Source organism: Exiguobacterium sp. s46, from assembly GCF_018618875.1.
Lineage (GTDB): Bacteria > Bacillota > Bacilli > Exiguobacteriales > Exiguobacteriaceae > Exiguobacterium_A > Exiguobacterium_A abrahamii.
The window spans coordinates 1-13,470 of the sequence record NZ_JACSMY010000004.1; the positions used below are offsets into that span (position 1 = coordinate 1).

13 protein-coding genes, 1 rRNA gene and 1 riboswitch are annotated in these 13,470 nt (G+C 51.1%); all 14 genes read left to right on the plus strand.

The window, feature by feature from the left end:
* Positions 1-88 (plus strand): 5S ribosomal RNA (gene rrf, locus KNQ08_RS14570); the annotation flags it as partial.
* 99 nt (positions 89-187) lie between these two features.
* On the plus strand, positions 188-385 hold the full coding sequence (locus KNQ08_RS14575) for an NETI motif-containing protein (RefSeq protein ID WP_023467064.1): 198 nt from the start codon (positions 188-190) through the stop codon (positions 383-385).
* 209 nt (positions 386-594) lie between these two features.
* A riboswitch (purine riboswitch) is annotated at positions 595-696 on the plus strand.
* 89 nt (positions 697-785) lie between these two features.
* Positions 786-1,277 carry a 5-(carboxyamino)imidazole ribonucleotide mutase gene (gene purE / locus KNQ08_RS14580; RefSeq protein WP_050678980.1) on the plus strand — a complete coding sequence of 164 codons (492 nt, stop codon included), beginning with the start codon at positions 786-788 and terminating at the stop codon, positions 1,275-1,277.
* The gene (gene purK, locus KNQ08_RS14585) at positions 1,274-2,377 is read left to right on the plus strand and encodes a 5-(carboxyamino)imidazole ribonucleotide synthase (RefSeq protein WP_214806202.1); all 1,104 of its coding nucleotides are present in this window, start codon (positions 1,274-1,276) and stop codon (positions 2,375-2,377) included. Before purE ends, purK begins: the two co-directional genes overlap by 4 nt.
* Positions 2,374-3,669, plus strand: coding sequence for an adenylosuccinate lyase (purB, locus tag KNQ08_RS14590; RefSeq protein ID WP_214806203.1), 1,296 nt, complete (start codon positions 2,374-2,376; stop codon positions 3,667-3,669). The genes purK and purB overlap by 4 nt, the downstream gene beginning before the upstream one ends.
* Before the next feature lie 59 nt (positions 3,670-3,728).
* Positions 3,729-4,436 carry a phosphoribosylaminoimidazolesuccinocarboxamide synthase gene (purC, locus tag KNQ08_RS14595; RefSeq protein ID WP_058704942.1) on the plus strand — a complete coding sequence of 236 codons (708 nt, stop codon included), beginning with the start codon at positions 3,729-3,731 and terminating at the stop codon, positions 4,434-4,436.
* Positions 4,433-4,681, plus strand: coding sequence for a phosphoribosylformylglycinamidine synthase subunit PurS (gene purS, locus KNQ08_RS14600; RefSeq protein WP_023467069.1), 249 nt, complete (start codon positions 4,433-4,435; stop codon positions 4,679-4,681). Before purC ends, purS begins: the two co-directional genes overlap by 4 nt.
* Positions 4,678-5,361 (plus strand): phosphoribosylformylglycinamidine synthase subunit PurQ, encoded by a 684-nt coding sequence (purQ, locus tag KNQ08_RS14605; protein WP_050678983.1) that lies wholly within the window; start codon positions 4,678-4,680, stop codon positions 5,359-5,361. The genes purS and purQ overlap by 4 nt, the downstream gene beginning before the upstream one ends.
* Positions 5,342-7,561: a phosphoribosylformylglycinamidine synthase subunit PurL gene (purL, locus tag KNQ08_RS14610; RefSeq protein WP_214725377.1), complete on the plus strand. Its 2,220-nt coding sequence runs from the start codon at positions 5,342-5,344 to the stop codon at positions 7,559-7,561. Before purQ ends, purL begins: the two co-directional genes overlap by 20 nt.
* Entirely contained in the window at positions 7,537-8,946 is a 1,410-nt protein-coding gene (gene purF / locus KNQ08_RS14615) for an amidophosphoribosyltransferase (protein WP_214772414.1), read from the plus strand. The genes purL and purF overlap by 25 nt, the downstream gene beginning before the upstream one ends.
* A gap of 16 nt (positions 8,947-8,962) precedes the next feature.
* Entirely contained in the window at positions 8,963-9,997 is a 1,035-nt protein-coding gene (gene purM, locus KNQ08_RS14620; RefSeq protein ID WP_214772422.1) for a phosphoribosylformylglycinamidine cyclo-ligase, read from the plus strand.
* Complete coding sequence (purN, locus tag KNQ08_RS14625; RefSeq protein ID WP_214772424.1) at positions 9,994-10,569, plus strand: phosphoribosylglycinamide formyltransferase; 576 nt, start codon at positions 9,994-9,996, stop codon at positions 10,567-10,569. The genes purM and purN overlap by 4 nt, the downstream gene beginning before the upstream one ends.
* Positions 10,566-12,086, plus strand: a complete 1,521-nt coding sequence (gene purH / locus KNQ08_RS14630; protein ID WP_214806204.1) for a bifunctional phosphoribosylaminoimidazolecarboxamide formyltransferase/IMP cyclohydrolase — start codon at positions 10,566-10,568, stop codon at positions 12,084-12,086. Before purN ends, purH begins: the two co-directional genes overlap by 4 nt.
* 15 nt (positions 12,087-12,101) lie before the next feature.
* Positions 12,102-13,364 (plus strand): phosphoribosylamine--glycine ligase, encoded by a 1,263-nt coding sequence (gene purD / locus KNQ08_RS14635; protein ID WP_214772428.1) that lies wholly within the window; start codon positions 12,102-12,104, stop codon positions 13,362-13,364.
* Positions 13,365-13,470: the final 106 nt, after the last annotated feature.

Consider the following 13,470-nt stretch of genomic DNA (forward strand, 5'->3'; position numbering starts at 1 on the left):
CCGTTCCCATGCCGAACACGGAAGTTAAGCACTTGAACGCCGAAAGTAGTTGGGGGCTTCCCCCTGTGAGGATAGGACGTTGCCAGGCAAACGGTGGTTCTGGAGCATACGCTCAAGGGCCGCCGCTTTTTTGTGTCTTTTTGTAGAAAGACATGTATCCATTTTAATGAAGGGACTGAACAGGGATATGGCGAAAAAAACGAAACTACGCGTAGCCGTCGAAGAGAACGAGACGATTGGTGCCTGTTTGGATCGTATCGATGCCATGGGATACCGCCCGACGGTCCGACGAGAAGAACCGATCTTTGGATTAGACGCTAATGGCGAACCGTATCCAATTCGTCAGCAAATCGTCTTCGATTGCAAAGTGAAAGAGAACGAATAACTGCCTAGAGCATCCTCCGAATCATGTGGAGGGTGCTTTTTTTAGTGCTTGATTCCATGTGATGCCTTTCAAGAAAATAAACTCCGAATAGACACTAGATGAAATCAGAAAAACTACTTTTAAAACCGAACGATAAATTTTCAGACAATTAAATTGTTCGCCTTTGGTTGACGCCTTGGGATGGACTTGTTAAGATGAAGTCGTGACAGGATGATTGAATATAAACACCTCGTATAATAGCAGGGATATGGCTTGCAAGTTTCTACCCAACGACCCTAAATCGTTGGACTATGGGGTATATGGATGTTCGTCGATATTTCTTTGGCGTACCTTTTTATACCCTAAGCCACCCTTTTAGCCGTGGTTTGGGCTTTTTTTATGCACAAAGGAGGAAACAGCGATGGGAAATGCAGAAGTCGGCGTCATCATGGGAAGTCAATCGGATTGGGAAACGATGAAACATACATGTGATGTGTTGGAGCAACTTGAGATTCCTTACGAAAAGAAAGTCGTTTCCGCACACCGGACACCGGATCTAATGTTTCGTTATGCTGAATCAGCACGTGAACGAGGACTGAAGGTCATCATTGCCGGTGCAGGCGGTGCTGCTCATCTACCGGGCATGGTAGCCGCTAAAACGACATTACCCGTCGTCGGTGTTCCTGTGAAAAGTAGAGCGCTCCAAGGAATTGATTCCTTGCTCTCGATCGTTCAAATGCCAGGTGGTGTACCGGTCGCAACGGTTGCCATCGGAGAAGCAGGCGCAAAAAACGCCGGATTGCTAGCTGCTCAAATTCTTTCGATTCAAGATGAACGACTTGCCCGCAAGCTCGATCATATGCGAGTCGAACTAGAAGGAGACGTCATTGCATCTGGAGGAAACCTGTTATGAAACGAATCGGGATACTAGGTGGCGGTCAACTTGGTCGGATGATGGCACTGTCCGCCCGTGAGATGGGCTTTGAGATTCTGACACTCGATCCAACGGACAACGCGCCATGTGCGCAAGTGGCGGATCAACATATTAAAGCTCCCTTTACGGATGTCGAGGCAGCGAAACAGCTCGCAGCTGAATCAGATGTCGTCACCTACGAATTCGAGAACATCTCGACGGAAGTCGCTGAAGCGATCGGGACGAAACTGATTCACGGAACGGATCTCCTCTTTCAAACGCAGCATCGGGTTCGGGAAAAAGAGATGATTGAACGCATTGGGCACTCTGTCGCTCCGTACCATCCGGTGACGCATCCTTCTGACTTAGAGGAAGCAAAACAGCGACTCGGCTTACCGTTCGTCTTGAAGACAGCACGATTCGGATACGACGGAAAAGGACAGACCGTCATTCGGACGGAAGAACAGTTCCAAGCGGCAATCAAACAATTCGAACCGACTGAGTATGTCGCAGAACAATGGTTACCGTTTGATCAGGAAATTTCCGTCATCGTCACTCGAAGCGCAACAGAGACTCGTGTTTTCCCGGTCAGTGAGAACATTCATCAAGAGAACATTTTGCATCTATCGATCGTACCGGCACGCATTTCCGAATCACTCGAACAAGAAGCAATTGCGCTCGCTGAATCGATCGCGGATGCCGTCGGGTTGATCGGTACACTCGCCATCGAGTTGTTTGTCGTTGGTTCTCGACTAATCGTCAATGAACTAGCACCCCGACCACACAATTCGGGTCACTATTCGATTGATGCTTGCGAAACATCCCAATTCGAGCAACATATCCGTGCCATCAGTGGTCTCCCACTCGGTGATACCCGTCTGACGACACCGGTCGTCATGGCGAACATCCTGGGTCAGCATGTCACAGCATTATACGAGGAACTACCGAGACTAACCGCTCGGACGAAAGTTCACTTATATGGAAAAGCAGAAGCCAAGACAGGGCGCAAGATGGGGCATTTAAACATTCTTGCGGACACCGTCGACGATGCTTTGGCAGAAGTCGAACGCCTGTCGATATGGAAGGAGACAGTTCAATGATCGAACGGTATACACGTCCTGAGATGAAAGCAATCTGGACCGAACAAAACAAATTCGAGGCTTGGTTAAAAGTCGAGATTCTTGCATGTGAAGCATGGAGTGAACTAGGTGTCATCCCGAAAGAGGACGTCCAGTTGCTTTGGGACAATGCCTCATTTGATGTCAACCGCATCCTTGAAATCGAGCAAGAGACACGTCATGATGTCATCGCCTTCACGCGTGCCGTCTCTGAAACACTCGGAGAAGAACGCAAGTGGGTGCATTACGGACTCACGTCAACGGATGTCGTCGATACCGCACTCTCGTATCTGTTGAAGCAAGCAAACGACATTCTTGCTGCAGATCTCGATCGGTTCATCGAAATCTTAAAAATCAAAGCGAACGAACATAAATATACGGTCATGATGGGACGCACACATGGCGTACATGCAGAACCGACGACGTTCGGTCTGAAACTAGCGCTTTGGTATGAAGAGATGAAGCGGAATAAAGTTCGTTTCGAAGCAGCGCGTGAGACGGTCGAATACGGCAAGATGTCGGGTGCCGTCGGAACATTCGCGAACATCGATCCGTTCATTGAAAAGTATGTCTGCGAAAAGTTAGGGACAAAGCCCGCTCCGGTCTCAACGCAAACGTTACAACGTGATCGTCATGCACACTACATGTCGACGCTTGCTTTGATCGCGACATCGATCGAAAAGATGGCAACGGAAATCCGAGGTCTGCAAAAAACGGAAACACGTGAAGTCGAAGAATTCTTCGCTAAAGGTCAAAAAGGATCATCGGCGATGCCGCACAAGCGAAATCCGATCGGTTCAGAGAACATGACAGGTCTTGCTCGAGTCATCCGTGGACACATGGTGACGGCATACGAGAACGTCTCACTCTGGCACGAACGGGATATCTCGCATTCTTCGGCAGAACGTATCATTCTTCCGGATGCGACAGGACTACTCAACTATATGTTGAACCGTTTCGGAAACATCGTGAAGAACTTGACGGTCTTCCCGGACAACATGAAGCGGAACATGGACCGGACGTTCGGCGTCATCTTCTCTGGACATGTCTTACTCGCTTTAATCGAAAAAGGTTGGTCGCGTGAAGCAGCGTATGATTTCGTTCAACCGCGTGCGATGCAGGCGTGGGAAGAACAAATCATGTTCCGTGACTTATTGTGGCAAGAACAGGACATTCAACAGCTTTTCACAGAAGAAGAGCTCGATGCGTGTTTCGATCCGACGTATCATACGAGTCGTGTCGATGAAATCTTTGAACGGTGTGGCTTGAACTAATCAACCTGAGACGGGGCACTTGCCCCGTCTACATCTTAGGATCATGGGGGACGAAAGCGATGCAACCACTTTATGAAGGAAAAGCAAAACGATTGTACACGACGCAGGAGCAGGATGTGCTCCGGATCGTCTATAAAGACGAAGCCACGGCATTCAACGGCGAGAAAAAAGAAGTCTTTGCTGGAAAAGGCGAATTAAACAACCGATTGACGAGTCATTTCTTTGAAATCCTCGAACAAGCGGGCATTCCGACACATTTCATTGAACGTGTCTCGGAGCGCGAACAGCTCGTACGTCGTGTCACCATCATTCCACTCGAAGTCGTCGTCAGAAACGTCGTCGCGGGAAGCTTGAGTAAACGGCTCGGTATCGAAGAAGGTACGGTGCTCGAAACACCAATCGTTGAGTTCTACTATAAAGATGATACGTTAGGCGATCCACTCGTCACCTCATCACACATCAATTTACTGAAGATTGCGACTTCTGAAGAGTTGAAACAGTTGTCGGACAAGGCACTTCGCGTGAATGAAGTCTTGCAACCTTACTTCCGTCAAAACGGAATCACGTTGATTGATTTTAAATTGGAGTACGGCAAGACGGCAGACGGAACGATTCTACTAGCAGATGAGATTTCACCTGATACATGTCGCTTGTGGGATCAGGCGACAGGAGAACATCTCGATAAAGATGTCTTCCGTCGCAATATCGGTTCACTGACAGAGACTTACCAAACACTATTCAATCGCCTAGGGGGAAACACACAATGAAAAAAGTCATCGTATCGATCGCATTACGGGAAAGCATTTTAGATCCACAAGGAGTTGCTGTAAAAGGCGGATTGCAACAGCTTGGTTTTACGGGTGTCGAGAGTGTCCGAATCGGAAAACAGATTGAACTGCTCGTTGAGACGGAAACGACAGAAGCGATGATTCATGAGATGTGTCAAAAACTACTCGTCAACACGGTGATGGAAGATTACCAGATTACGATCGAAGAGGTGACGCCAGCATGAAGTTCGCGGTCATCGTCTTTCCGGGATCGAACTGTGATTTAGATATGTACCATGCGGTCAAGGATGCTCTCGGAGAAGAAGCGGAATATGTCTTCCATACCGAAACATCACTTGAAGGCTACGACGGCGTCCTGTTACCGGGCGGATTCTCCTACGGTGATTACCTTCGTTGCGGCGCGATCGCGCGCTTCTCACCGATCATGGAAGAAGTCAAACGTTTTGCGGCAGAAGGGAAAACGGTCCTCGGGGTATGTAACGGATTCCAGATCCTTGTCGAAGCGGGACTCTTACCAGGTGTCTTGCACCGAAACAACGGCTTGAAGTTCATGTGCCGGACGGTTGAACTAAAGGTTGAGAATACAAAGACACGTTTTACATCGGATTACCTGCCAGGCGAGACGATTTCGATTCCGATCGCGCATGGTGAAGGAAACTACTACTGCGACGATGCGACTTACGCGATGCTGCAAACGAACGGACAAATCGCCTTCACATATGTCGACAATCCGAACGGCTCGCGCGGCGATATCGCCGGAATCACGAACAAAGCCGGCAACGTTCTTGGTATGATGCCACACCCGGAACGAGCGGTCGAACTCTTGACCGGCGGAACAGATGGACTAAAACTCTTTACTTCACTCGTCAAACAGGGGGCACACCATGCTAAAACAACAGTCTGAACCAACACCAGAATTGATTCAAGAGCAACGCGTCTATGCCACGATGGGCTTGAGTGATACAGAATACCAGATGGTTGTCGATTTACTCGGACGCCAACCGAACTATACGGAAACAGGATTGTTCTCAGTCATGTGGTCCGAGCATTGTTCATACAAGACATCTAAACCCGTCCTCCGTCAATTCCCGACGACTGGACCACGTGTCTTACAAGGACCAGGGGAAGGTGCAGGTGTCGTTGATATCGGCGATGAGCAGGCAGTCGTCTTTAAGATCGAAAGCCACAACCATCCATCCGCTGTTGAACCGTATCAAGGGGCTGCGACAGGCGTCGGCGGAATCATTCGTGACATCTTCTCGATGGGCGCACGACCGGTCGCACTCATGAACTCGCTCCGTTTCGGTCATCTCGGTACACCACGTGTCAATCAACTGTTCGAACAAGTCGTCGCTGGGATCGCGGGTTATGGCAACTGTGTCGGGATCCCAACGATCGGTGGCGAAATCGGATTTGATCGCTCGTATGAAGGCAATCCACTCGTCAACGCGATGTGTATCGGTTTAATCAACCATGCGGATATTCAAAAAGGTCAGGCAAAAGGTGTCGGCAACTCAGTCATGTACGTCGGTGCAGCTACTGGACGCGACGGAATTCATGGTGCGACGTTTGCCTCGGAGGATCTCGGAGAGGATACGGAAGCAAAACGTCCGGCTGTTCAAGTCGGTGATCCATTCATGGAGAAGCTATTGATTGAAGCTTGTCTTGAAATCGTCGGGCACCCGGCACTGGTCGGAATGCAGGACATGGGTGCTGCTGGACTGACATCGTCTTCAGCAGAGATGGCTTCAAAAGCCGGTATGGGCATCGAGATGCACCTCGATGACGTTCCGCAACGAGAAACAGGGATGACTGCCTACGAAATGATGCTCTCGGAATCACAGGAGCGGATGTTACTCGTCGTCAAGCGTGGTCGCGAAGCAGAGATCGAAGCAATCGTCAGCAAATGGGGACTCCATGCCGTTCACGTTGGAGAAGTCATTGAAGAGAAAGTCTTACGTTTGATCCATCACGGGGATATCGTCGCAGAAGTTCCGGTCGACGCGTTAGCGGAAGAAGCACCAGTCTATGAAAAACCATCTCGCGTCCCTGCGTATTATGAAGAATTCCAAGCGATGGAAGAGACGCTTCCAGTCGTTGAAGACGTCGTTGAGACATGGCGGGCGCTACTACGTCAGCCGACGATCGCTTCAAAACGTTGGGTCTACGATCAGTACGATCATATGGTCCAGACATCGACCGTCGTCGCACCAGGATCAGACGCAGCCGTCATTCGTGTCCGCGGCACGAACAAAGCGCTCGCGATGACGACCGACTGTAACAGCCGCTTCGTCTACTTGGATCCATATGTCGGTGGACAGATTGCGGTTGCAGAAGCAGCCCGTAATATCGTCGCGAGTGGGGCGACACCACTCGCCATCACGGATTGCCTGAACTTCGGAAATCCGGATAAACCAGAAGGCTTCTGGCAGTTGCAGCAAGCAACAGCCGGTATGGCCGAAGCATGTCGTGTCCTTGAGACACCTGTCATCGGTGGAAACGTCTCACTCTACAACGAGTCAGCCGGTCAAGCGGTTCACCCGACACCGGTCGTCGGAATGGTTGGCTTACACGAGCAAACCGAATGGATCACAACGCAACACGTCAAACAAGCTGGTGACCAGATCTATCTATTAGGAGAAACAACAGACGAGTTTGGTGGCAGTGAGCTTCAATATATGCAATTCGGTAAATCATTCGGTCGCGCACCACAGATTGATTTAGCCGTCGAACACGCACGCTTACAATTGTTACAGCAGGCAGTACAAGCAGGTGAAGTCAATGCGATGCATGATGTATCAGAAGGTGGTCTTGCAATCGCTCTCGCTGAGATGACGTTTGGAACGGATCTCGGGTTGACGGTTCAGTTCAACGGACCAACCTTACACCTGTTCAGCGAATCGCAATCACGCTTCATCGTCACTGTGCCACAAGCGCACGTCACAGCATTCGAACAACGGACTGGTGCTCAAGCGATCGGTGTCGTCACGAACGATGAGCTTCTCGTCATCGAAACGGTGGAGACACGGATCGAAGCAGACCGTTCGACCTTACAGGAAGACTGGGAAGGAGCAATCGCGTGTTATATGACATCAAAGGACTAAATGAGGAGTGTGGCGTCTTCGGGATCTTCGGACAACCGAATGCAGCGCAACTCGCCTATTACGGCTTGCACAGTTTGCAACACCGGGGACAGGAAGGGGCAGGCATCGTCACGAGTGACGGTGACGACCTCTTCCCGCACCGCGGGCAAGGACTCGTAACGGAAGTCTTTTCGGAAGAGACACTGACGAATCTGAAAGGACATCACGCGATCGGACATGTCCGGTATTCGACAGCAGGTGGAAACACGCTTGAGAATACTCAACCGCTGCATTTCAAATCGCGGACGGGAGATCTCGCCCTCGCACATAACGGAAACCTCGTCAACGCCGATTCACTGAAGCACCTGTTAGAAGCAGAAGGTGCCATCTTTCAGACGACGAGTGATACGGAAGTCGTCGCCCATCTCGTCAAACGCAGTAAGCTCGACACACTCGAAGACCGGATTGCTGACAGTCTCGCGCGTCTCGTCGGGGCGTTCGCCTTCCTTTTCTTAACGGAAGACACGTTATTCGTGGCAGTTGATCCACACGGACTGCGTCCATTGTCACTCGGGAAGACACCAGACGGCGGCATCGTATTCGCGTCAGAAACATGTGCCTTTGATATCGTCGGCGCGGAGTTCATTCGTGATATTGAGCCAGGGGAGCTCGTAACGATCACAGAACACGGTATGTCGTCTCGTCAATACATGGAACCACGTGAACGGGCGATGTGTTCGATGGAATACATCTACTTCTCACGTCCGGATTCAATCATTGATGGCGTCAACGTCCATACGGCCCGCAAAGCACTCGGGAAAAAGATGTATGAAGAAGCACCGATCGAAGCAGACGTCGTTACCGGAGTGCCGGATTCAAGTATTTCGGCAGCGATCGGTTACGCGGAAGCGAGTGGGATTCCATATGAAATGGGATTGATCAAGAACCGGTATGTCGGACGGACGTTCATCCAGCCGTCACAAGAGTTACGGGAACGTGGGGTCAAAATGAAGTTGTCCGCGCTACGTGGCGTCGTGCAAGGAAAGCGTGTCATCATGGTCGATGATTCAATCGTCCGGGGAACGACGAGTCGCCGGATCGTCGGTTTATTACGTGAAGCCGGTGCGACGGAAGTGCACGTCCGCATCACGGCACCACCAATTACGAATCCATGTTATTACGGGATTGATACTTCATCGAAGGAAGAACTGATCTCTGCTCGGTTGATGCCGGAAGAAATCCGTCAGGAAATCGGTGCGGATTCACTTGAATTCTTGACTGTACCGGGCATGGTCGATGCCATCGATCGCCCGTTCGATGGACCGTTAAAAGGACAATGTACCGCTTGCTTCACAGGAGAGTATCCGACACCGCTCGGTTCGCTCGAGTTAGAAGCTAAACTTTGATAGATGGGGGAAGAACATGAGCAAACATTACGAAGCAGCAGGTGTGAGTCTGACAGCAGGATATGAGTCAGTCACCCGAATGAAAAAACACGTCGCCCGTTCGATGCGCAAAGAAGTATTGACGGGACTCGGTAGCTTTGGTGCGATGTTCGACCTCAGCCAATTGCAGTTGAAAGAACCGGTCCTTGTCAGTGGGACAGACGGTGTCGGTACGAAGCTCAAGCTCGCCTTCGCACTGGAACAACACGATACGATTGGGATCGACTGTGTCGCGATGTGTGTGAACGATATCATCGTCCAAGGCGCGGAACCACTTTATTTCCTTGACTACATCGCGCTCGGTCAGGCAATTCCGGCGAAGATCGAACGGATCGTCGCAGGTGTCGCAGAAGGTTGCGTCCAGGCGGGATGTACGTTAATCGGCGGCGAAACAGCGGAAATGCCAGGGATGTATGCGGACGGCGAATATGATATCGCCGGGTTCGCTGTAGGTGCCGTCGAGAAACAAAAATTGATCACAGGTGATAACGTCGCAGCGGGAGATGTTATTCTCGGTCTCGCTTCGTCCGGCGTCCATTCAAATGGGTTCTCACTTGTTCGTAAAATCGTCGCCGACAGTGGCCTCCGATACGAAGATGAAGTCATGATGCTCGGTCATACGCTCGGAAATGCGCTCCTCATGCCAACACGTATCTATGTCGAAGCGGTCAAAGCAGCCCTTGAGACGGAAAAGATCCAAGCGATGGTTCATATTACGGGTGGGGGATTCTACGAGAACGTACCACGCGTCTTGCCAGAAGGGCTCGGCGCATCGTTCGACCCGAAAAAGTGGCCGACGTTACCAGTCTTCGACTGGCTCGAGCAAGCGGGTGACCTTCCACGACATGACATGTATAATGTCTTCAACATGGGGATTGGTTTCATGTTGATCGTCAAACCAGAAGATGTCGCGGAAGTAACAGCACGCCTCGCTCGTGAAAATGAGACGGCGTACGTGATTGGTCACGTGACCGATCAAGAAGGTGTTCGAATTCAAGGAGTCGACGCATGAAGATTGCCTGTTTTGCATCAGGAAGCGGTAGTAATGTCGAAGCACTTTTTGAAGCAATCGAGGCAGGAACGTTACATGCCTCGATTGAACTGATCGTCTGCGATCAACCGGACGCAGCAGTCATTGAACGGGCGAAACGACGCGGATGTGACGTCTTCGTCTTTCGGGCGAAGGACTATCCGGATAAACCGAGTTTTGAGCGGGAAATCATTGCCCGTCTTGAAGCAAAAGGCGTTGAACGGATCATTCTCGCCGGCTATATGCGATTGATCGGGGAAGAGTTGCTCGGACGATACGCAGGGCGGATCGTCAACATCCACCCGTCGCTACTTCCGGCCTTCCCGGGAAAAGATGCGATCGGTCAAGCATTTCGTGGCGGAGTTAAAATCACAGGTGTTACAATTCATATAGTCGATGAAGGCATGGACACAGGACCGATCATGGCCCAAGAATCCGTCCGGATTACAGAAGAGATGACGCGTGAAACATTGCAACAAGCGATTCAGCGTGTCGAACATAGACTGTATCCGCAAGTCATCGAAGAGTGGATGAAAGAGGAGGCAAACGTATGAGAGCGTTAGTTAGTGTGTCGGATAAAACAGGAATCGTCGAATTAGGACGAGCGTTCCATGAAGCAGGTATCGAGCTCGTCTCGACAGGCGGAACACATCAAGCATTAGAGGAAGCTGGGCTTCCGGTCATTGGTATCAGTGAAGTCACACAATTCCCAGAAATGCTCGATGGGCGTGTCAAGACGCTCCATCCAATGGTTCATGGTGGATTACTCGGTCGTCGTGATCTTGAATCCCATCGTGAGCAGATGGCTGCGCAACAGATTCAACCGATTGATTTCGTCGTCGTCAATCTGTATCCGTTCAAGCAGACGGTCTTACAAGAAGACGTCGCCTATGCCGATGCGATCGAGAACATCGATATCGGTGGACCAAGCATGTTGCGTTCAGCAGCGAAAAACCACGCAGCTGTCACGGTCGTCGTCGACCCAGTTGATTACGAAACGGTCGTTGCTGAGATTCGTGAAGGCGGTACGACGTTTGAGACACGTCAACGTCTTGCGGCGAAAGCCTTCCGGCATACAGCGGCGTACGATGCGTTGATCGCGGATTATTTCTTGACGCAAACAGGTGAGAAGTTCCCCGATCAGTTGACGATCACGCTTGAGAAAGTCCAAGATCTCCGTTACGGAGAAAATCCACACCAAGAAGCAGCCTTCTATAAAACACCGATTTACCGTGGAGCATCTCTCGCTTCAGCGAAACAGTTGCACGGTAAAGAGTTGTCGTATAACAACATTCAAGATGCGAACGCTGCACTTGAAATTCTCGACGAGTTCCGCGAAGCAGCAGCTGTCGTCGTCAAACACATGAACCCATGTGGTGTTGCCGTCGGTCCAACGATCGGAGAGGCATTCCGCCGCGCTCATGCAGCCGATCCAGTGTCGATTTTCGGTGGCATCGTCGCCTTGAACCGTGAAGTTGACCTAGAGACAGCAGAACAATTGAGCGGTATCTTCCTTGAGATCATCATCGCTCCATCCTTCACAGAAGAAGCATTCGCCTTGTTGTCAGCGAAAAAGAACATCCGTCTGCTTGAACTCGACGTCAAGCGTGTCCAAGCGATCCGTTATACGGCAGTCGCTGGCGGCATGCTCGTCCAAGACAGTGACGATGAGACGCTTGATGATGCAGCAGCACGTGTCGTGACAGACCGCAAACCGACAGCAGCGGAATGGGAGGACTTGAAACTCGCATGGCGCGCCGTCAAACACGTCAAGTCGAATGCCATCGTTCTCGCGAAGGACGAAGTGACGGTCGGTGTTGGTGCAGGACAGATGAACCGTGTTGGTTCAGCGAACATCGCGATTACGCAAGCCGGAGAAAAAGCAGTTGGCGCGTCCCTTGCTTCCGATGCTTTCTTCCCAATGGGTGATACGGTCGAAGCGGCAGCAGCAGCTGGCATTACAGCAATTATTCAACCAGGCGGCTCGATTCGTGACCAAGAGTCGATCGATGCGTGTAACAAACATGGCATTACGATGGTCTTTACGAACGTTCGACATTTCAAACACTAAGTGGAGGCGATTTGAATGAAGGTATTGGTGATTGGTAAAGGAGGGCGTGAACACGCGCTCGTCTGGAAGCTGGCACAGGATGAACGGATCGAGACCGTGTATGCTGCGCCTGGGAATGCCGGGATGACACAAGCCACATGTGTTCCGATCGCCGAAGATGCTATCGATGAACTCGTGGCGTTCGCACAAGACGAACAGATCGATTGGACGATTGTCGGACCAGAAGGACCACTTGTTCTCGGAGTCGTTAACGCCTTTCAGGCAGCGGGACTGCAAATCTTCGGACCAACACGGGAAGCGGCAGCGATCGAAGGAAGTAAGCAGTTCGCGAAAGAATTGATGGAGCGTGCCGGTATTCCGACCGCTGCTCACGCCGTCTTTACTTCAGCAGCAGATGCAGAGGCGTATGTTCGCAAAGCGGGTGCACCGATCGTCATCAAAGCCGATGGACTTGCTGCCGGAAAAGGAGTCACGGTCGCAGAAACCGTGGACCAGGCGCTTGTTGCAATCCACGATACGTTTGCCGGAGAATACGGTCAACAAAGCCGCGTCGTCATCGAAGAATGCCTGATCGGGGAAGAGTGTTCGTTGATGGCATTCGTGCACGAAGAGACGGTCATCCCGATGGTATTGTCGCAAGATCATAAACGGGCGTTTGACGGTGACTTAGGTCCGAACACAGGAGGCATGGGCGCGTATTCTCCGCTTCCTCAGTGGGACGAAGCAGCGTTGACGACAGAAGCTGTTGATCGCATCATTCAGCCGCTCGTCGATCAGATGGCAAGCGAAGGAATTCCGTTCACCGGCTTCCTCTATGCCGGTCTGATGCTGACGAAACAAGGACCATTCGTCATCGAGTTCAATGCCCGGTTCGGTGATCCGGAAACAGAGGTCATTCTTCCGCGCTTAGAGACGCCGTTGCTTGATGTCATCATGCCGCTGATGGACGGACAGATACCAGAAGTCGTTTGGACGGATCAAGCAGCTGTCGGTGTCGTCGTCGCAGCAGAAGGATATCCGGAAGCGCCAAAAACGGGACAAGCGATTCCACTTGATCAGATCGGGAACGGTCTTCTCGTCTTTCATGCCGGCACGGCAGAACGAGACGATCAACTTGTCTCAGCTGGTGGACGTGTCCTCGTATGTGTCAGCCGTGCCGAGACGATCGAGCAGGCTGTCGAACAGGTCTATGCGAACTTACCAGACGTGACGGATCAACCATTCTTTTACCGAACTGATATCGCTCAAAAAGCCTTTCGTGCCTCGCATGAATCATGATATCTGAACCAGACGTGCTCGAAGGAGCCTCGTCTGGTTTTTTGTTTCTTGGCGAAGTGCACGAAAAGATTTGTCTTCCATGGCGAATTTGTGTTATTTTGACCAA